The following is a 19159-nucleotide window of genomic DNA, read 5'->3' as shown; positions in this document are numbered from 1 at the left end:
AGGCGGTCATCACAGCGCAACACCCAACCGCTAGGTTGGCCGCATACGGGTAACTCAAAAGGAAGGCGCTGATCTTGGGGAAGGTCGTGCTCGTGACCGGAGCGGCCCGTCAGTTGGGGGGCCGGTTCGTACGACGCATTCAGCGTGACCCGGAGGTCGACCGGGTGATCGCCGTGGACGCGGTCGTGCCCGGGCACCATCTCGGGGGCGCGGAGTTCATCCAGGCCGACATCCGGCAGCCCACCATCGCGCGCGTGCTCGCCGAGTCGGGCGCCGACACGGTCGTCCACATGGACGTGACGGGCACCGCGCTGGGCAGCGGCAGCCGGACCACGGTCAAGGAGACCAACGTCATCGGCACCATGCAGCTCCTCGGCGCCTGCCAGAAGTCGCCGGTGGTGAAGCGGCTGGTGGTGAAGTCCAGTACGAACGTCTACGGCTCGGCACCGCGCGACCCGGCCGTCTTCACCGAGGGCACCCCGCCGAAGTCCCTGCCGAGCGGCGGCTTCGCGAAGGACACCGTCGAGGTCGAGGGATATGTGCGCGGCTTCGCCCGCCGCCGGCCCGACGTCGCGGTGTGCGTGCTGCGGTTCGCCAACATCCTTGGTCCTACGGCGGATTCGCCGCTCGCGTCGTACTTCTCGCTGCCGGTCCTGCCGACGGTGTTCGGCTACGACCCGCGGCTGCAGTTCGTCCACGAGGACGATGTGATCGAGGTGTTGCGGATCGCCTCGCACGACCCGGAGCGGGGCACGCTCAACAGCGGCACCTTCAACATCGCCGGGGACGGCGTCCTGTTGCTCTCCCAGTGCTCGCGGCGCCTGGGCCGCCCGACGGTGCCGCTGCTGCTTCCCGCGGTCACCTGGGCCGGTTCCCTGGTGCGTACGCTGGGGATGACGGACTTCTCCCCCGAACAGATCCGGTTGCTCACCCACGGCCGGGTCGTCTCGACGGTCCAGATGCGCGAGACGCTGGGGTACGGGCCGAAGTACACGACCGCCGAGACCTTCGCGGACTTCGCGCGCAGCCAGGGCCCGGGGCTGCTGCCGCCGCAGGTCCTCGCGGGGGCCGTCGACCGGATCGCCGCGCTGTCCCGGCCGGGCAGTGGCCACCCCCCGACGCCGAGCGCCAACTGAGGAGCGCATCAACGATGGCGGATGCCAAGGTCATTCCGTTCGACGACGACCGGTCCCGTGCGAACAACGTGCAGCGGCCGCAGCGGCGCCGGAGCGCGGGGAACCGACGCAAGAACGGCGAGCCCGCGCTGGTCCGTGAGGTCCAGCCCCTGCCCGGCCAGCACTTCGCGCAGGATGATGTTCCTGTGACGCGTGAGGAGCAGGAGCCGGAGCAGGCCCCGGACGACGAGGTCGGCCAGGGCGGGCAGAGCGGCCTGGAGCGCCGTATCGCCCACGGCCTGTCCTTCCTGCGCCGCCGGCTGACCGGGGACTACGACGTCGACGACTTCGGCTACGACGAGGAGCTCACCGACGAGGTCCTGATGCCGGCGCTGCGCCCGGTGTACGAGAAGTACTTCCGGGTCGAGGTCAAGGGCATCGAGAACATCCCGGCGGAGGGCGGCGCGCTGATCGTCGCCAACCACTCCGGGACGCTGCCGCTGGACGGCGTGATGATGCAGATCGCCGTCCACGACAACCACCCCGCGGCCCGTCACCTCCGCCTCCTCGCGGCGGACCTCGTCTTCATGCTGCCGGTGGTCAACGAACTCGCCCGCAAGGCCGGTCACACGCTCGCCTGCGCGGAGGACGCCGAGCGCCTGCTCGCGCGCGGCGAACTTGTCGGTGTGATGCCGGAGGGCTTCAAGGGCATCGGCAAGCCGTTCAGCGAGCGCTACAAGCTCCAGCGGTTCGGCCGGGGCGGCTTCGTCTCCACGGCCCTGCGCCAGGGCACGCCGATCATCCCGTGCTCGATCGTGGGCGCGGAGGAGATCTACCCGATGATCGGCAACTCGAAGACCCTGGCCCGCATCCTGGGCTTCCCGTACTTCCCGATCACGCCCACGTTCCCCTGGCTGGGCCCGTTGGGCGCGATCCCGCTCCCCACGAAGTGGACCATCCAGTTCGGCGAGCCGATCCCCACGGACGGCTACCCGCCGGAGGCGGCCGAGGACCCGATGCTGATGTTCAACCTCACGGACCAGGTGAGGGAGCAGATCCAGCACACGCTGTACAAGTTGCTGGTGCAGCGGCGGTCGGTGTTCTTCTAGAGTTTTTTGGCTGCGGGCCGGTGGGGGCTTGTCGCGCAGTTCCCCGCGCCCCTAAAAGCAAAGACGATGGGCGCCCCTCGCTAGAGGGGCGCCCCAACTTGCCTTTACGTACTGCTAGTTCGCGTCCTCGCTGTCGATGCCCAAGCCCGGCAGCAACCCCGGGAGCAGCGGCGGCAGTGTGACGTCCGGTTCTGTGATCGAGGGCTTGCTCGTGGACGGGGACGCCGTGCCCGAGGACTTCGGGGGGTCCAGGAGGCCGCCCGTGTTGCCGTCGAGGAGGCCGTCGCCGGTGGTGGACTCGCTGGGGGTGCTGGAGTGGCCGGTCTCCGCGGAGCCGTCGGTCGTGCTCGGGGGCGTCGAGCGGTGGGAGCCCGTCGAGCCGCCCGTGGACGTCGTACCGGGAGCGCGGTGTTTGCCTGTTCCACCGCCGCTGGTCTTCGCCGGAGGCTGGGGGAGCAGGGACTGGAGCGGGGCGACCTCTTCGTCTATGGCGTCGAAGACCGAGGAGACCTGGTCGCTGACGTCGCCGAGCTGGACGGGGAGGCGGTCGCGCAGGGCGCCCCAGGCCTCGCGGTGCGAGCGGGAGAACGCGGAGAGGGCCTGGATGGGGCCCAGCGAGTTCGGGTCCTGCTCGTACGCCTCGTGCAGCAGGCGGTGGCCCTCGGACGCGTCGTGCGTCATCCCGGACAGCGTGCGGCGGATCTCGCCGAGCTGCTCGTGGTCGAGGTGGCCGCCGCGGTCCCGCTCGATCAGCCGGCGTGCCTCGCTCAGGCGGTTGGACGCCTGGTCGAGGTAGGCCACACCGCGCTGGTCGTCGCCGTCGGACAGGTAGTTGAGCTTGAAGTCCTCGATGCCGCGCTTCAGGCCGTAGAGCGAGTCGCCGGGCAGGGCACCCGAGCTCGCCGCGGCCACTCCGCCGAAGGCACCCGCGGCGACCCCGACACTCAGGCCGCCGGCCGCGAGGCCCTTGCTGAGCCGGGACCGCGGTCGCAGCTTGCCCAGACCGGTGGCCCGGTGAGCGCCCCGGGACCGGTGGGAACGCTGCTCCGGTACCGAAGGTTCTGGTGCCTCGCCTTGCAGCATGGCCTCGAACGCGGCGACCAGCTGGGCCCGCTGGACGACCTTGACCTCGGGGTCCAGTACGGGTTTGGGCAGCTCGCCGAGACCGGTGGCGAAGGCCAGCATGCGGCCCTGCTCGGTCTGTTCCGCAGCAGTCGGGGCCGGGGCCGGTCCTTCGGACTGCTCGGCCGCCGTACCCCGGTCGGACTGCTCCTCATCCAGGGCCTGGGCGAAGGCGTTCGCCCGCCGGTGCGCCGATACGTTCGCGATCACTGGCGGCACCTCCTCTCGTCATGACGGTCGACTCCCCAGGGGGTCCTGAGGGTTGCACAGCCTGACCGCATCCACACGATCGAGTGATCGGGGTGGGTCAGGTCGTGACCACAGGGAGCCTGTATCCCGCACAACGAGTGGCGCGGCACTTGGGTTACGGACGACGGATGATCCGACCGCGAACTCAACGGACTTTCACTGAGCGCGAGTTGGGCGCTACCGAACGTGTGCCGTCAGCGGGCGTCGTCCGGGAGGAGCCGCGCGAGAGTGCGCACGGCCCGGTACTGGAGGGTCTTGATCGCACCCTCGTTCTTGCCCATCACCCGGGCGGTCTCCGCGACGGAGAGGCCCTGCAGGAAGCGGAGCGTGACGCACTCCTGCTGCTGGGGGTTGAGCCGTCGTACGGCGTCGAGCAGGGCCGCGTTCGACAGGGACTCCAGGACGGAGTCCTCGGGGGAGCGCTCGACCTCGTTGGCGTCGAGCATCTCGCCGGTGGTCACTTCCAGCCGGAAGCGGCTCGACTTGAAGTGGTCGGCGACCAGGTTGCGGGCGATCGTCACGAGCCAGGCGCCGAAATCCCGACCCTGATAGGTGAACGTGCCGATGCGGCGCAGGGCGCGCAGAAAGGTCTCGCTGGTGAGGTCCTCGGCGGTGGCTTTGCCTCCCACTCGGTAGTAGATGTACCGGTACACAGTGTCGCTGTACTGGTCGTAGAGGCGGCCGAAGGCGTCGGCTTCGCCGGCCTGGGCACGCTCCACGAGGTCCATCATCCGGGCGCTGTCGCTGTCAGCGGCCGGACGGCGTGCGGTGGCGGCGCCGGCCGAGCGCCCTCGTCTGCCCACCGCGGCGCCACCGTCGGCCAGTGCGTAGCACGGACCGACGGGTGCGGTGGTGGCGAAGGCGGCGGGGACGGCGTACGCGGTGGGGACGAAGCCGCGCAACAGGTCTTGGACCGTTGCGCGCAGCGTAGCCAGGCCCGAGGCGTCAACCCCGACGTGTGGGTACACGGGACTCCCAGAGGCAGAGCTTCCATCACGTGCAGTACCGGAACATTCACCCGTCGTAGCGACGGAGGGGTACCGGATTGCGTCTGAGGAGAATAACGCTTCGTGCAGGCACTGCTACACCCAGTTGCTCAAATCATCGATTACGTCGCTTCTGTAACCGGTTGACGCCCGATCAAGTACCGCAGAGTGACCGGTTGTTGATCAGAACGGTCCGAATTCAGTCAGGGACCGGGGCGTGTTGTGGCCGTGTGCAGCCAACGTGACTGGACAGGGGGTTACGCGGGTACGACCCGTGGATTGGCTGTGTTTACCGCGTCACCGGCGTCGGCGGTGCAATGCGATCGCCGCGGCCGTGCCACCGGCCACCGCGCCCACGCCTGCCGCCGCCGGGATGCCGACCTTGGCCGCCTTGCGGGCCGTTCGGTAGTCGCGCAGCCGCCAGTCCAGCTCGCGCGCGTGCTTGCGCAGCTTGGAGTCCGGGTTGATGGCGTAGGGGTGGCCGACCAGCGAGAGCATCGGGATGTCGTTGTGCGAGTCGCTGTACGCGGCGCAGCGGGACAGGTCCAGGCCCTCCGCCGCCGCCAACGCCCTTACGGCCTCCGCCTTCGCGGGGCCGTGCAGCGGTTCGCCGACCAACTTGCCGGTGTAGACGCCGTCGACGGACTCGGCGACCGTGCCGAGCGCGCCGGTGAGGCCGAGGCGGCGGGCGATCACATTGGCGATCTCCACCGGGGCGGCTGTGACGAGCCACACCTTCTGACCCGCGGCGAGGTGCGCCTCGGCGAGGGCGCGGGTGCCGGGCCAGATGCGCTCGGCCATGTACTCGTCGTAGATCTCCTCGCCGATCGACTGGAGTTCGGCGACGCGGTGGCCCTTGACGATGGACAGCGCGGAGTCGCGCGCCTCCTGCATGTGCTCGGGGTCCTCGGAGCCGGCGAGCCTGAACCACGCCTGCTGCCAGGCGAACTTGAGGAGGTCGCGGGTCTCGAAGAACTTCCGTTTGTGCAGGCCGCGGCCGAAGTGGAAGATCGACGCGCCCTGCATGACGGTGTTGTCGAGGTCGAAGAAGGCCGCGGCTCTGTCGTCGCCGAGGACAGGGAACTCCGGTTCCTGCGCGTCTTTGGAGAGCGCATCGGCGTCCTGTATGTCCTGGACGTCCTGCGACGACTTGCGCGCTGCCTCCGCAGAGGCCTCGCCTGCCAACACACTGCGCGCCGTGGCGGAGCGCCTACGGGGAGTGAGCCATCCGAGAGCGGCCATGTCGTGAGCATAGCCAGTTTGTTCGGTGGTTCCGGAGCCGAGAGGTTCGGAGGCTGTGAACTCTCCGCGACCGGGCCGTTAAAGAAGTCCTCGGACGGCGTGAGAATGGTGCGCATGAGTCATCTCGTCACCCTCATCCAGAAGCCCGGCTGTCATCTGTGCGAGGACGCGCAGCTCGTCGTCGAGAAGGTGTGCGCCGACCTCGGAGTCCCCTGGGAACAGAAGGACATCACCGAGGACCAGCGTCTCCACGACGAGTACTGGGAGCAGATTCCGGTCGTTCTCGTCGATGGCAAACAACACACGTTCTGGCGGGTGGACGAGGGGCGGTTGCGCCGGGAACTGACCAAGTAGTTCAACGCGCACCGGAACGTCGCTTAGGATCGACGGCGGTTTGGTCTCGGGGGCGGGAATTACGAGGAGTGTGGCGGTTTTGCCCCCTGGAATGCGCCTGGGACGCGTGTGCGTGACCCCGGTCACGTTGGCCGGGCAAATCGGACACCATCTTTGTGCACGCGTTCACAAAGACATAGCCTGCTTCCGACGGGGCGGTCTGGGTACGTGTGACCGCCCACAGCCCCGCTCTACCCGCAGGAGCACCGTGGCAACTGGCCGAACTCACCGACCGGCGAGCCGTAGCCGAGGGATTCCCGAGGCCACCGTCGCCCGTCTCCCGCTGTACCTCCGCGCGCTGACCGGACTCTCGGAGCGCTCGGTACCCACGGTCTCCTCCGAGGAGCTCGCGGCCGCCGCCGGGGTCAACTCCGCGAAGCTGCGCAAGGACTTCTCCTACCTCGGTTCCTACGGCACCCGCGGTGTGGGCTACGACGTCGAGTACCTCGTCTACCAGATCTCCCGCGAACTGGGCCTGACCCAGGACTGGCCGGTCGTGATCGTCGGCATCGGAAACCTCGGCGCCGCCCTCGCCAACTACGGCGGGTTCGCCTCCCGCGGCTTCCGCGTCGCCGCCCTCATCGACGCCGACCCGGCGATGGCCGGCAAGCCCGTCGCGGGCATCCCGGTGCAGCACTCGGACGAGCTCGAGAAGATCGTCAGCGACAACGGCGTCTCCATCGGCGTCATCGCCACCCCCGCCGGTGCCGCCCAGCCGGTCTGCGACCGGCTCGTGGCCGCCGGTGTCACGTCCATCCTGAACTTCGCGCCGACCGTGCTGACCGTCCCGGACGGCGTCGACGTCCGCAAGGTCGACCTCTCCATCGAGCTGCAGATCCTCGCCTTCCACGAGCAGCGCAAGGCCGGCGAGGAGGCCGCGGCGGCAGCCGACGGCGCGCACGCGGCCGCCGCGCACCGGGGCGACTCCGCCGAGCAGGGCCCTGACGGGGACGTCCCCGCCGTGATGCCGGCATGAGTCTCCTCGTCGTCGGGCTGAGCCATCGCAGCGCGCCGGTCAGTGTCCTGGAGCGGGCGACGCTGAACGCGGACGCCCAGTTCAAGCTTCTCCAGGACACGGTCGCCGCCGAACCGGCCGCCGAGGCCGCGGTGTTGGCCACCTGCAACCGCATCGAGCTCTACGCCGACGTGGACAAGTTCCACGCGGGTGTCGCCGAGTTGTCCACGCTGCTGGCCCAGCACAGCGGGGTCGGCCTGGACGAGCTCACTCCTTATCTCTACGTGCACTACGAGGACCGGGCCGTCCACCACCTCTTCTCGGTGGCCTGCGGTCTCGACTCGATGGTGGTCGGCGAGGGCCAGATCCTCGGCCAGATCAAGGACTCGCTGGCCAAGGCGCAGGAACTGCACTCCGCCGGGCGGCTGTTGAACGAGCTGTTCCAGCAGGCCCTCAGAGTCGGCAAGCGCGCCCACTCCGAGACCGGCATCGACCGTGCGGGCCAGTCCCTGGTCACCTTCGGCCTTCAACAGCTCTCTTCCGGTACGGCAGTTGAGGCCTGGGCGAAGGGGAAACGCGCCCTGGTGATCGGCGCCGGCTCCATGTCGTCGCTGGCCGCCGCGACCCTCGCCCGCGCCGGGGTCGCCGAGATCGTCGTCGCCAACCGCACGTCCGACCGCGCCGAGCGCCTCGCCCAGATCATCACCGAGAGCCCCGAAACGGACGTGTCGGCCCGCGCGGTACCGATGGATTCGGTGCCGTTCGAGCTGACACGTGCCGATGTGGCCGTGTCCTGCACGGGCGCGACGGGGCTGGTCCTGGCGGCCGAGACGGTCGCCGGAGCGGTCGAGGGCCGGGTGTCGCAGGACGCGACGGTCGGTCGGACGGCGGTGAAGGACGACGTACGCGAAACGCTTCCGCCGACCTCCGTCGGGGCCGAGGACGGCTGTCCGCTGGACCTTTCCGCGGTGCAGGGGGCGACCGGCTTCTCCGTGATGGGGGAGGCCGCCGTGGCCGGGATGGACGCGGCGACGCTCGAGCAGCACGCGGCCTGGGCCGGGGGTACCGCCCTTGACCGGCGTGAGGCGGCCCGGCGTACGCCCGAGGCCGAGGCGGAGACCATCGCCGAACTCGCCGCCATGGCCGCGACCGTCGGACGCATTCCCGAGCGGCGCAGGCCCGAGCCCGTCGCCCAGATCCCGCGCCCCGCGCCGGTGTTGTCGTTCCTCGACCTCGCGATGCCGCGTGACGTCGACGCGGCCGTGCACCGGCTGGCCGGGGTGCGGCTGGTGGACATCGAGTCGCTCGCCGAGGCCTCGGCGGACGCACCGATGGCGGCGGACGTGGACGCGGTCCGGCGTATCGTCTCCGACGAGGTCGCGGCCTTCGGGGCAGCCCAGCGGGCCGCGCACATCACGCCGACCGTGGTCGCCCTGCGCGCCATGGCCGCCGAGGTCGTGGCGGGCGAGATCGCCCGGCTCGACGGACGGCTGCCCGGCCTCGACGACAAGCACCGCGCCGAGATCACGCAGACCGTACGACGGGTCGTCGACAAGCTGCTGCACGCGCCGACCGTACGGGTCAAGCAGCTCGCGGCCGAGCCCGGCGGCGCCGGGTACGCGGACGCGCTGCGCACCCTGTTCGACCTCGACCAGGAGACGGTGGCCTCCGTCTCCCGGGCCGAAGAAGACTCTGAGAACGAGAACAGCAAGAACCGAGGGCTCGCATGAGTAGCAAGACACTGAGACTGGGGACGAGGCGAAGCAGACTCGCCCTGGCCCAGTCCGGGTTGGTGGCGGACGCCGTGAGCCAGGTGACCGGACGGCCCGTCGAGCTCGTCGAGATCACCACCTACGGCGACACCTCCCGCGAACACCTCGCGCAGATCGGCGGCACGGGAGTCTTCGTGACCGCGCTGCGCGACGCGCTGCTCGGCGGTGAGGTCGACTTCGCGGTTCATTCGCTGAAGGACCTGCCGACCGCGCAGCACCCGGAACTGGCGCTCGCCGCCGTCCCGGAGCGCGAGGACCCGAGGGACGTGCTCGTCGCCCGGGACGCCCTGAAGTTCACCGACCTGCCCCGCGGGGCACGCATCGGTACGGGCTCCCCGCGCCGCACGGCCCAGCTGAACGCGTACGCGCGCAGCCACGGCCTCGACATCGAGACGGTCCCGATCCGCGGGAACATCGACACCCGGATCGGCTTCATACGGGACGGTGAGCTGGACGCCGTAGTCCTGGCCGCCGCCGGACTGAGCCGGATCGGCCGGCTCGACGAAGTGACCGACTTCCTGTCGGTCGACACGGTTTTGCCCGCCCCCGGCCAGGGGGCCCTGGCGATCGAGTGTGCCGCGGACAACGCGGACCTCATCGCGGCGCTCGGTGAGCTCGACGACCCGTTCACGCGGGTCGCCGTGACCGCCGAACGGTCCCTGCTCGCCGCCCTGGAGGCCGGCTGCTCCGCCCCTGTGGGCGCGCTGGCCGACCTTCTGGCCGACGGGCAGATTGTCAAGGAAATGCGCCTGCGCGGGATAGTCGGCACGACCGACGGTTCGCGTACGGTGCAGCTGTCCACCACCGGTCCCGTGCCCGAGACGCATGACCAAGCACTGGCGCTCGGTCGCGAACTCGCCGCCGAGATGCTTGCCCAGGGCGCGGCCGGTCTGATGGGGGAGCAAGCCAAGTGAGCCCCACCACTCTTCCCGCCGGTCCTGAACACGGGCACGTCACCTTCCTGGGTGCCGGACCCGGAGATCCGGGACTGCTCACACTGCGCGCCGTAGAGGCGCTGGCGAACGCGGACGTCCTCGTCGCCGAGCACGAGGTGCTCGACGTCGTACGTCCGCACGCCCGACCCGGCGTTGCCGTCGTGCATCCGGATCCGAGTCCCTCTTCGGACTCGTTCCCGGGCACAGGCACGCCTCAACTAACGGTTGTTGACGGTGCGTCAACAACCGTTGGCCTACCCGCTGTGCGGGATGCGGCACATCTTGTCATGGAGGCCGCGAGGGGCGGCAGGCGGGTCGTGCGTGCGGTGTCCGGGGACCCCGGACTAGATACGTACGCCGCCGAGGAAATGCTCGCCTGCGTCGCCGCGGGTGTGCCTTTCGAGGTCGTCCCCGGTGTCGCCGCGGCCGTCGGCGTCCCCGCGTACGCCGGTGTCCCGCTGCGGGACGCGCAGGGTGCGGACGTCCGGTTCGTCGACGCCCGTACCGCGTCGGACCGCTGTTGGACGGAGGTGGGGGCGTCGGACGGCACGGTGGTCGTGTCGACGTCCCTGGACTCCGTGGCTTCGGCCGCCGGCGAGCTGGTGGCTGCGGGCCGTAAGCCCGATACGCCCATGACCGTCACAGTGGCTGGTACGACCACTCGTCAGCGGACCTGGTCCGCGACGCTCGGCACCATCGCGCAGACGCTGAAGCAGGCGAAGGTGCTGCCCTCGCCTGAAGGTGGCCGGCCGGTGATAGCCGTGGTCGGTGAGCGTTCCGCCGCCGCCCAGCGCGACCAGTTGTCGTGGTTCGAGTCCAAGCCGCTGTTCGGCTGGAAGGTCCTCGTCCCGCGTACGAAGGAGCAGGGGGCTGCGCTCTCCGACCAGCTGCGTTCGTACGGGGCCGTGCCGCACGAGGTGCCGACGATCGCCGTCGAGCCGCCGCGGACGCCTCAGCAGATGGAGCGGGCGGTCAAGGGGCTCGTGACCGGGCGGTACGAGTGGATCGCCTTCACCTCGGTGAACGCGGTCAAGGCCGTGCGGGAGAAGTTCGAGGAGTACGGGCTCGATGCGCGGGCGTTCGCCGGCATCAAGGTTGCTGCTGTGGGTGAGCAGACGGCCAAGGCGCTCGTTGCCTTCGGCGTGAAGCCGGATCTTGTGCCGAGCGGGGAGCAGTCTGCGGCCGGGTTGCTTGAGGACTGGCCTCCGTACGACCCCGTTTTCGATCCGATCGACCGGGTGTTCCTGCCCCGTGCGGACATCGCTACGGAGACGTTGGTCGCCGGGCTCATCGAGCTCGGGTGGGAGGTCGATGACGTGACCGCCTACCGGACCGTGCGGGCCTCGCCGCCGCCTGCGGATACGCGGGAGGCGATCAAGGGGGGTGGCTTTGATGCCGTTCTCTTTACGTCGTCTTCTACGGTGCGGAACCTGGTGGGTATCGCCGGGAAGCCGCACAACGTCACGGTCATCGCGTGCATCGGTCCTGCTACGGCGAAGACCGCTGAGGAGCATGGGCTGCGGGTGGATGTGATGGCTCCGGAGCCGTCTGTGCAGAAGTTGGCTGAGGCGTTGGCGAACTTTGGGTTGCGGAGGCGCGCGGCGGCTCAGGAGGCGGGCGATCCTGTTACGCGGCCGAGTGAGCGTCGGCCGGGGGCTCGGCGGCGTCGGACGACCTGAGGTTGTGGAGTGAGGTTGCGGTGAGTGGGGGCGTGGGTCCGTGGGGGCTGCGCCCCCACACCCCGCTTCGGCCCTGAAGGGGCCTCGTCCTCAAACGCCGGACGGGCTGAGATATAGCGGCCGGTGTTTGCAGGGCGCCGGATGGGCTGGGTGTGGTGGCGTGCGCTGGAAAGGGATCGGACGGGCTGGATGATGCCGACCGGGGCTGGAAAGTGCACGAAGTGCGTCGAGATGTGCACCGACTTGGCGCGCCCCGATCACCGACTCCCCGTCGGCAAATGCGCCCCCGCCCCAGGCGTAGCGTAGATGTCATGACGACGTACGGATCCTTCCCCGGCTCGCGGCCCCGGCGGCTGCGGACCACCCCCGTCATGCGGCGCATGGTCGCTGAGACGCGGTTGCATCCTGCTGACTTCATCCTCCCGGCGTTCGTGCGCGAGGGTGTGTCCGAGCCGGTGCCGATCTCCTCGATGCCCGGGGTCGTGCAGCACACGCGGGACAGTCTGAAGAAGGCTGCCGCTGAGGCGGTGGCCGCCGGGATCTCCGGGATCATGCTGTTCGGGGTGCCGGAGGAGAGCAAGAAGGACGCCCTCGGGACGGCGGGGACCGACCCGGACGGGATTCTGCAGGTCGCCCTTCGCGATGTGCGGGCCGAGGTCGGGGACGAACTCCTCGTCATGTCCGATCTGTGTCTCGACGAGACCACCGACCACGGGCATTGCGGCGTGCTTGATGAGCACGGGCGCGTCGACAATGACGCCACCCTTGAGCGGTATGCCGAGATGGCCCAGGTGCAGGCCGACGCGGGGGCCCATGTCGTGGGGCCGAGCGGGATGATGGACGGGCAGATCGGGGTCGTCCGGGACGCGCTCGACCAGATCGGGCGTGAGGACGTCGCGATCCTCGCCTACACCGTCAAGTACTCGTCCGTGTTCTTCGGCCCGTTCCGCGAGGCCGTCGGTTCCTCGCTCAAGGGGGACCGTAAGACGTACCAGCAGGACCCGGCCAACGCCCGTGACGCGCTGCGGGAGTTGGCGCTCGACCTGGAGGAGGGCGCCGACATGGTGATGGTGAAGCCGGCGGGACCCTATCTGGACATCCTGGCCAAGGTCGCCGAGGTCTCGGACGTGCCCGTCGCCGCCTACCAGATCTCCGGCGAGTACTCGATGGTCGAGGCCGCCGCCGAGAAGGGCTGGGTCGACCGGGACCGCGCGATCTTCGAGACGCTGACCGGGATCAAGCGGGCCGGGGCGCGGAACATCCTGACGTACTGGGCGGTGGAGGCGGCGCAGAAGCTGCGCGACTGAGGCCCGCCGATCGCCGGTCGGTCGGCAACGCTTCGAGATCGTTCCGGCGTCGGGGCGATCTCGGTCGGGGGCGTGAAGGGGCCTTGGCTCGAATTCGTTGGTGGTCATGGGCTGTTGTGTCCCGATAGGGCCGCTCGTGTCCCGCGCTTATATGGATTTGACGCGTCCGCATCAGTGTCCTTACCTTCTGCGCCTGGCCTGATCCGTTCTGGATGGTCCGAACGTCGATCCCTGGGGGACACCATGAGCTGGTACATCGAGGCACTGAAGAAGTACGCGGTATTCAGCGGGCGCGCGCGTCGTAAGGAGTACTGGCTGTTCGGCCTGTTCTCCGGGCTCATCGCCCTCGTGCTGGTCGTCGTCGCCCTGGTGGCCCAGTCGTCGGCCCTCTTCGCCCTCGTGGGCGTCTACTACCTCGGCACCCTGCTGCCCAGCCTGGGCGTCAGCGTCCGTCGCCTGCACGACACGGGCCACTCCGGCTGGTGGCTGTTCTTCTACCTCGTCCCGATCGCCGGCCCGATCACGCTGCTGGTCTTCAACTGCACCGACAGCGCGCCCGGCCCCAACGCGTACGGCCCGAACCCGAAGGAAGCCGCCGCGATTCCGGCGCACGTCTGATCGCACGCGCTCCGAGGCCCGTCAGGGCGTGGACCCCGCTGAGGTGGGGTTCACGCCCGACGGGCCTTCGTCGCGTACGCCCATGCCGTCCTTGCATCCCGAGAGCAGCAGTGCCGCGGTGAGCACGGCCGTCGTGGTGGCCAGGACACGGACGCGGATACGGGTGCGGGTGCGGGTGTGGATGCGGGTGTGGATGCGGGTGGTGCGGGCCGGCATGGGTCTCCCCTGTGGAAGCGAAGCGTCATCGGGTGCAGCTTGGGTCGTCGTGCCGGGTGGGCGCTACGGCTGTTACCGGATTCGGGACGCCGGGACCGTCCCGCTCGCGCTGACCTGCGGGGATGCCGGGTCTCCCGGGCACGTCGCGGGACGCCGGGAAGGGGGCCGTCGCCCGTCCCTCCGACTTGGGCACCATCAAGTCCCGGTGGGAGTTAGGTTGTTGACCACTGCACTTGATGAACACTGCTCCGGTTGTCCTTCGAACGACCCACTCTTCCGGGAGACGCCCATGTCCGGTGACGCCCTCAGCCAAGACCCCGCCGAGCTGAGAAGGAGGATCGACACCACCAAGGCGCACCCGGCCCGTGTCTACGACGTCTTCCTCGGCGGCAAGGACAACTACCCCGTCGACCGCGAGGCCGCGGCCGCCGCGCTCGCCGCCAACCCGCGCGGCTATCTCGACGTACGGCACAACCGGGACTTCATGCGCCGCGCGGTCACCCGGCTGTCGCAGGAGCACGGGGTGCGCCAGTTCCTCGACATCGGCACCGGGCTGCCCACCGCGGAGAACGTGCACCAGATCGCCCAGGGCATCGACCCCGAGTCGCGGATCGTCTACGTCGACAACGACCCGGTGGTCCTCGCGCACGCCCGCGCGCTGCTGACCAGCAGCCCCGAGGGCCGTACCGACTACATCGACGCCGACCTGCGCCGCCCGGACGACATCCTCGAACAGGCCGCCAAGACCCTCGACTTCAACGAGCCGATCGCCCTGCTGCTGGTGGCGATCCTGCACTTCGTCGAGGACGAGGAGGCGTACCCGCTGGTGCGGGAGCTGGTGGACGTGCTGCCCGCCGGCAGCCACGTGGTGCTCAGTCATCTCACCGACGAGATGCATCCGATCCCGACCCGTGCGGTCCAACGGACGTACACGGAGCGGGGGTTCACCTTCGTGTTCCGTACTAAGGACGAGGTCGAGCGGTTCTTCACCGAGACCCCGGGCATCACGTTGGACGAGCCCGGCGTGGTCCCGGCCCACCAGTGGTACCCCGGTCCGGCGCCCGCCCCGCCGGTGGTGGACCAGGCGTACTTCGAGAGTCTCGACGACATCGAGAAGATCACCTACCGGGACATCAATGATGTGACGGACGACGACATCAACGTCTATGGGGCGACCGGCAAGAAGGCCTGAGCAGACCGGTGGAGGCCGTCCGGATCGCGGAAAGGTGTTTGTAGGCGGCAGGTATCTTCCTACGCTGCGGGGCATGACTGTCACCGAGCCGACCCTCAGCGCCCTGCCCCCGCTCGCCGCCCGCTCCCGCGCCATCGGCGGTTCGCCGGTGCGGGACATCCTCGCCGTCACCGCCCGCCCCGAGGTGATCAACTTCGCGGGCGGGCTGCCGGCCCCCGAACTCTTCGACGCGACCGGCATTGCCGCCGCGTACCAGGCGGTCCTCACCGAGACGCCCGCGCGGGCGCTCCAGTACGCGACGACCGAGGGCGAGCCGGTGCTTCGGGCCGCGCTCGCCGCGCGGACCTCCGTCCGCGGGCTGGCCACCGACGTCGACGACCTTCTCGTCACCACCGGATCGCAGCAGGCGCTCTCGCTGCTGGCGACCGCTCTGCTGGAGCCGGGGGACGTCGTCCTGGTCGAAAGTCCCTGTTATCTGGCGGCACTTCAGGTCTTCGCGTTCGCCGGTGCGCGGGTCGTCGGTGTGTCCGGCGACTCCGACGGGCTGGACCCGGAGGCGCTGGACGAACTGGTCGTGCGGGAGCGGCCGAAGCTGCTCTACACCGTGCCGACCTTTCAGAACCCCACCGGCCGCACCCTGCCCGCCGACCGCCGGGCCGCGGTCGCCGCCGTCGCCGCGCGGCGCGGGCTGTGGATCGTGGAGGACGATCCGTACGGTGAACTCCGTTTCGAGGGCGAGCGGTTGCCGTGGATCGCCGCGCAGGAGGGCGCGGCGGACCGTACGGTCCTGCTCGGCTCCTTCTCGAAGGTGATGGCCCCCGGGTTGCGACTCGGGTGGCTGCGCGCGCCGGCCGAGCTGCTGCGGGCCTGTGTCGTCGCCAAACAGGCCGCCGACCTGCACACCCCGACCGTCAACCAGCTTGCCGCCGCACGGTACTTGGCGGACAACGACCTCGACGCCCATGTGGCGCGGGTGGCCGGTGTGTACCGGGAGCGGCGTGACGCCATGCTCGGCGGTCTTGCCAACTCGCTGCCGGAGGGGTCCAGTTGGGAGCGACCCGAGGGCGGGATGTTCCTGTGGGCGCGGCTCCCGGAGTCGTACGACACGACGGAACTGCTGTCACGGGTGGTGCGGCAGGACGTGGCCTATGTGCCGGGGGCGCCCTTCTACGCGGGGGAGCCCGACCGGTCGACGATGCGGTTGTGCTTTGTGACGCAGACGCCGGAGGAGATCCGGGAGGGGCTCAGGAGGCTGGGGGAGGGGCTGCGGGACGGACTCGGGGCGGGCGGCTGAATCCCCTTGGTAACGGGTCGAGTTGGCCTCTGGAATACTTGATCACGCAAGCATAGAGTCGAAGTGTCTCAGCGCTGCTGATGTCATCACCCCTGAACATCCTGAAAATCCTGGTAGTCCGGGAAGTCCTGGAAGGAAGTGCCATGGCACCGGTGCTCGTCGGACGCGAAGGCCTGCTCGCGGGAGAGCGCATCCCGATCGTCGACACCCGCGTCACCTTCGGACGCAACGCGGGGAACACGGTCGTCATCGCCAGTCCGAGTGTCTCCCGCTTCCACGCGGAGATCGTCTTCGACCAGGACACGGGATACGTCCTGAGCGACCTCGGCAGCAGCAACGGCACGGAGGTCAACGGGGAAGAGGTGGAGTCCCGGCTGCTGCAGCCCGGCGACGAAATCACCATCGGCGACCAGGAGTTCCGCTTCGAGGTCGCGGACGCCATGCAGACCCTGATGGCGCTCAACCTGCCCCGGTCCGTGACCCATCCGGAGGAGGGCGAGGACGGGTCGGTGCTGCGCGTCACCGTCGTGGGCGGGGGTCCCGTCGGGCTGACCACCGCCCTGCTGCTCGAGCACTTCCTCGGCGCCCAGGTGAAGGTCACCGTCTACGAGGGCCGGTGGCGCAGGGCCGGCCGGACCGTCGTCTGGAAGAGCCAGGAGGAGGGCAATGTGCGGCGCCAGCAGGTGGTGACCGTGCAGAGCCGGCAGTACCTCGCCTGGCCGCAGTACGTGCAGGACCGGCTCTTCGACCCGGAGCACTACACCGAGATGTGGCCCTCGGGCCCCGACTCGATCGGCGACCATCATCCGCGCAACATGCGGATCGCCTACATCGAGGACAAGCTGCTGGAGCTGGCGAACGAGAAGCGGGACCGGATCCGGCTCATCCCCGCCAAGTTCGACCCGGCGGACCAGCGGGACGAACTCGCCTCGCAGCATGTGCTCGCCATCTGCGACGGCGGACGCTCGCGCACGCGGGAGCACTTCGCGGCCCGGTTCGGCAAGGCCGACGAGTCCATCTACTCCCTCGACGGCGTCCATCTGCGGGACGTGGTCCTCGGCCTGAGGGTCAAGTCGGAACTGCCCGACCCCATGGCGATCCTGTTGACGGTCGCTCAGAACCGGTTCCTGCTCAACTCGTTGCGCGGCGAGGGCTTCCTCAACATGCGGCTCACCGACAGCGAGTTGACGGAGGTCATCGGCATCGACCCGGTGCGTCGCGTCTTCGAGGAGTGCATCGCCTCGCGGCCCTGCCTGATGAACCGCGACGAGCACGGCGACTTCCAGTGCGCCACCCACGGCACGCTGTTCCTGCCCGCCCTCATCAAGGGTTCGCCCTTGTGGAAGCGCGTGCACGAGGGGCTGCGGCTGTTCAACGTCTCGGACCAGGACCTGTCCGCGGTCACCAGTTTCCGCCTGGACATGGTGCAACGCCCGCGTTTCTCCGCCGAGTTGCTGCCCCCGACCGTCAACACCCCCGGCACCTACGGCTTTCTCCTCGGCGACGCGGCCAACGCCATCCACTTCTGGCCGGGCCGGGGCCTCAACAGCGGCCTGGCGTCGGCCATTTCACTGGCCCGCTCCCTCAACAGCGCCTGGAACGGCCGCCCCTTCCGGGACGCCGACTTCCTACGGCACGAGGCCGCCATGTCGATGCTCCAGTACCGGCACAAGAGCCGCGCCTGGAAGGCCATGGTCACCACCGACGACCAGGGCGTCACCTGGGCGATCAAGGACATCATCGACCACGGCATCGACGGCATCACCGAGGAACCCGACCGCGAGGCGGACACCGCGACCCTGCTGGCACGCATGGGCGCCATCCGCGACCGGCTCGCCGCCCGCCTCCCCGGAATGCCGGACGACGAGGCGATCCTGGAACGCCTCCAGACCCTGGAGTCCCGAACCCTGCGCATGCTCGTCCTCAGCGGCGCCTGGGACACCCTGACCATGGGCGGCGAGGAGGTCGACATCGACATCTTCTACGGCCCCGACTCGTCGGCGGCGGCAGCGGCGGTGGAGGCGCTGGAACCGGCCACGCAGCAGTGAGCCGCTGAGGGTTTCGGCGGGTGATTCCGTGAGGTGATTTCGTAGGGTGGGGCCATGTCCGACAGCGATGCTTCCGCCCCCGACCTGGCCCCCGACCTGGCCCTCGACCTCGACGACTACCTCGCGCACATCGGTTGGGTGGAGGAGCGGCGGCCCGACCTGGCGACGCTGCGGGGGGTGCACCTCGCGCACATGCGAGGCATCCCCTTCGAGAACCTGGACGCACTCCGTCGTACGGCCCCCTCCCTCGAACTCCCGGACCTGATGGCCAAGTTGGTGCACAGCCGGCGCGGCGGCTACTGCTACGAGCAGAACACGCTGCTGGCGACCGTGCTGAGGGCGCTGGGCTTCGGGGTGACGCTGCTGGCGGCGCGGGTCGTCGTGGGCGCGGCCGATATCGCGTCCCGCCCCCGCACCCATATGACGCTCCTCGTCGAGGTACCGGGCGACCCGCAGCCGTATCTGGCCGACGTCGGGTTCGGGGCGATCGGGGCGCTGCTGGAACCGGTGCCGTTGAAGGTCGGCGCGGAGTTCGAGGACGCGGGGCGCCGGCACCGGTTCGTCCAGGTGCCGCACCGGGGGCCGCTGGAGCTGTGGGTGCTGGAGGCGCACGTCGGGGACAAGAACGGGGGTTCCTGGGATGCGCAGTACGCCTTCACCCTGGAGCCCTACGAGCACGTCGACTTCGACGTCATCAACTGGCACATCGCCACGAACCCGCGCTCACCCTTCACCCAGCGCCTCTTCGTCCAGCGTGTCACCCCCGAACGCCATCTCCTGCTCCACGGCCGCAAGTTGACCGACACACGGGCCGACGGCGAGGTGCACGAGCGGGAGTTGGTGGACGAGGGGGACGCGCGGCTGGTGCTGGAGGTGGAGTTCGGGATCGAGGCGCCGGAGGGGATGACACTGCTGAGCTGACGTGAC

General features: G+C 69.6%; 17 protein-coding genes. 13 read left to right on the top strand and 4 right to left on the bottom strand.

The genetic code is table 11. The features are described 5' to 3' along the window. Window positions 1-74 precede the first annotated feature (74 nt). A complete protein-coding gene (locus tag OO70_RS46455) occupies window positions 75-1136 on the top strand; it encodes an NAD-dependent epimerase/dehydratase family protein (protein WP_043686386.1) in 1062 nt (353 codons plus the stop codon). Window positions 1137-1150: 14 nt separating this feature from the next. After that, complete coding sequence (locus OO70_RS46450; protein ID WP_043686382.1) at window positions 1151-2224, top strand: lysophospholipid acyltransferase family protein; 1074 nt, start codon at window positions 1151-1153, stop codon at window positions 2222-2224. Between the two features lie 114 nt (window positions 2225-2338). On the opposite strand, the gene OO70_RS46445 is transcribed toward OO70_RS46450, so the two are convergent. The 3 genes from OO70_RS46445 to OO70_RS46435 all read right to left on the bottom strand — a co-directional run bounded on the left by OO70_RS46445 (window position 2339) and on the right by OO70_RS46435 (window position 5823). Then, complete coding sequence (locus OO70_RS46445; protein ID WP_043686379.1) at window positions 2339-3556, bottom strand: DUF5667 domain-containing protein; 1218 nt, start codon at window positions 3554-3556, stop codon at window positions 2339-2341. 233 nt (window positions 3557-3789) lie between these two features. Next, window positions 3790-4563 carry an ECF subfamily RNA polymerase sigma factor, BldN family gene (locus OO70_RS46440; protein ID WP_026151088.1) on the bottom strand — a complete coding sequence of 258 codons (774 nt, stop codon included), beginning with the start codon at window positions 4561-4563 and terminating at the stop codon, window positions 3790-3792. A 315-nt stretch (window positions 4564-4878) separates the two neighbouring features. Continuing rightward, the gene (locus OO70_RS46435) at window positions 4879-5823 is read right to left on the bottom strand and encodes an HAD family hydrolase (RefSeq protein WP_043686376.1); all 945 of its coding nucleotides are present in this window, start codon (window positions 5821-5823) and stop codon (window positions 4879-4881) included. Between the two features lie 114 nt (window positions 5824-5937). Here OO70_RS46435 and OO70_RS46430 point away from each other — a divergent pair, with 114 nt between their 5' ends. The 7 genes from OO70_RS46430 (at window position 5938) to OO70_RS46400 (ending at window position 13482) form a co-directional block, all read left to right on the top strand. Further along, window positions 5938-6177, top strand: coding sequence for a glutaredoxin family protein (locus tag OO70_RS46430; RefSeq protein ID WP_234337102.1), 240 nt, complete (start codon window positions 5938-5940; stop codon window positions 6175-6177). 247 nt (window positions 6178-6424) lie between these two features. Further along, complete coding sequence (locus OO70_RS46425; RefSeq protein WP_043686374.1) at window positions 6425-7192, top strand: redox-sensing transcriptional repressor Rex; 768 nt, start codon at window positions 6425-6427, stop codon at window positions 7190-7192. After that, complete coding sequence (locus OO70_RS46420; RefSeq protein ID WP_043686372.1) at window positions 7189-8901, top strand: glutamyl-tRNA reductase; 1713 nt, start codon at window positions 7189-7191, stop codon at window positions 8899-8901. The genes OO70_RS46425 and OO70_RS46420 overlap by 4 nt, the downstream gene beginning before the upstream one ends. Beyond that, window positions 8898-9857, top strand: a complete 960-nt coding sequence (gene hemC / locus OO70_RS46415; RefSeq protein WP_043686370.1) for a hydroxymethylbilane synthase — start codon at window positions 8898-8900, stop codon at window positions 9855-9857. Before OO70_RS46420 ends, hemC begins: the two co-directional genes overlap by 4 nt. Beyond that, entirely contained in the window at window positions 9854-11557 is a 1704-nt protein-coding gene (locus OO70_RS46410) for a bifunctional uroporphyrinogen-III C-methyltransferase/uroporphyrinogen-III synthase (protein WP_043686368.1), read from the top strand. Before hemC ends, OO70_RS46410 begins: the two co-directional genes overlap by 4 nt. Before the next feature lie 311 nt (window positions 11558-11868). Next, on the top strand, window positions 11869-12864 hold the full coding sequence (gene hemB, locus OO70_RS46405; protein ID WP_043686367.1) for a porphobilinogen synthase: 996 nt from the start codon (window positions 11869-11871) through the stop codon (window positions 12862-12864). 243 nt (window positions 12865-13107) lie between these two features. After that, window positions 13108-13482, top strand: coding sequence for a DUF805 domain-containing protein (locus tag OO70_RS46400; protein ID WP_043686364.1), 375 nt, complete (start codon window positions 13108-13110; stop codon window positions 13480-13482). Between the two features lie 21 nt (window positions 13483-13503). Here the strand turns inward: OO70_RS46400 and OO70_RS46395 are convergent, their stop codons facing one another. Then, window positions 13504-13698: a hypothetical protein gene (locus tag OO70_RS46395; protein WP_043686362.1), complete on the bottom strand. Its 195-nt coding sequence runs from the start codon at window positions 13696-13698 to the stop codon at window positions 13504-13506. 289 nt (window positions 13699-13987) lie between these two features. Here OO70_RS46395 and OO70_RS46390 point away from each other — a divergent pair, with 289 nt between their 5' ends. The 4 genes from OO70_RS46390 to OO70_RS46375 all read left to right on the top strand — a co-directional run bounded on the left by OO70_RS46390 (window position 13988) and on the right by OO70_RS46375 (window position 19153). Beyond that, complete coding sequence (locus OO70_RS46390) at window positions 13988-14890, top strand: SAM-dependent methyltransferase (RefSeq protein ID WP_043686359.1); 903 nt, start codon at window positions 13988-13990, stop codon at window positions 14888-14890. 73 nt (window positions 14891-14963) lie between these two features. Further along, window positions 14964-16184, top strand: a complete 1221-nt coding sequence (locus OO70_RS46385) for an aminotransferase-like domain-containing protein (protein WP_043686356.1) — start codon at window positions 14964-14966, stop codon at window positions 16182-16184. Window positions 16185-16327: 143 nt separating this feature from the next. Continuing rightward, window positions 16328-18232 (top strand): FHA domain-containing protein, encoded by a 1905-nt coding sequence (locus OO70_RS46380; protein ID WP_051742292.1) that lies wholly within the window; start codon window positions 16328-16330, stop codon window positions 18230-18232. Window positions 18233-18286: 54 nt separating this feature from the next. Beyond that, window positions 18287-19153, top strand: a complete 867-nt coding sequence (locus OO70_RS46375) for an arylamine N-acetyltransferase family protein (protein WP_043686353.1) — start codon at window positions 18287-18289, stop codon at window positions 19151-19153. Window positions 19154-19159: the final 6 nt, after the last annotated feature.

This window comes from Streptomyces xylophagus (genome assembly GCF_000716435.1).
In the GTDB taxonomy this organism is placed as follows: Bacteria; Actinomycetota; Actinomycetes; order Streptomycetales; family Streptomycetaceae; genus Streptomyces; species Streptomyces xylophagus.
The sequence above is the reverse complement of the archived record's forward strand: the minus strand, read 5'-3'. Positions and strand labels throughout refer to the sequence as shown.

Excerpts from the sequence above, each read along its gene's own strand:
- OO70_RS46380 (WP_051742292.1), top strand. The coding sequence starts at position 16,328 with ATGGCACCGGTGCTCGTCGGACGCGAAGGCCTGCTCGCGGGAGAGCGC.
- OO70_RS46420 (WP_043686372.1), top strand. The coding sequence starts at position 7,189 with ATGAGTCTCCTCGTCGTCGGGCTGAGCCATCGCAGCGCGCCGGTCAGT.
- OO70_RS46400 (WP_043686364.1), top strand. The coding sequence starts at position 13,108 with ATGAGCTGGTACATCGAGGCACTGAAGAAGTACGCGGTATTCAGCGGG.
- OO70_RS46375 (WP_043686353.1), top strand. The coding sequence starts at position 18,287 with ATGTCCGACAGCGATGCTTCCGCCCCCGACCTGGCCCCCGACCTGGCC.
- OO70_RS46395 (WP_043686362.1), bottom strand. The coding sequence starts at position 13,698 with ATGCCGGCCCGCACCACCCGCATCCACACCCGCATCCACACCCGCACC.
- OO70_RS46430 (WP_234337102.1), top strand. The coding sequence starts at position 5,938 with ATGAGTCATCTCGTCACCCTCATCCAGAAGCCCGGCTGTCATCTGTGC.
- OO70_RS46450 (WP_043686382.1), top strand. The coding sequence starts at position 1,151 with ATGGCGGATGCCAAGGTCATTCCGTTCGACGACGACCGGTCCCGTGCG.
- OO70_RS46435 (WP_043686376.1), bottom strand. The coding sequence starts at position 5,823 with ATGGCCGCTCTCGGATGGCTCACTCCCCGTAGGCGCTCCGCCACGGCG.
- hemC (WP_043686370.1), top strand. The coding sequence starts at position 8,898 with ATGAGTAGCAAGACACTGAGACTGGGGACGAGGCGAAGCAGACTCGCC.
- OO70_RS46390 (WP_043686359.1), top strand. The coding sequence starts at position 13,988 with ATGTCCGGTGACGCCCTCAGCCAAGACCCCGCCGAGCTGAGAAGGAGG.
- hemB (WP_043686367.1), top strand. The coding sequence starts at position 11,869 with ATGACGACGTACGGATCCTTCCCCGGCTCGCGGCCCCGGCGGCTGCGG.
- OO70_RS46385 (WP_043686356.1), top strand. The coding sequence starts at position 14,964 with ATGACTGTCACCGAGCCGACCCTCAGCGCCCTGCCCCCGCTCGCCGCC.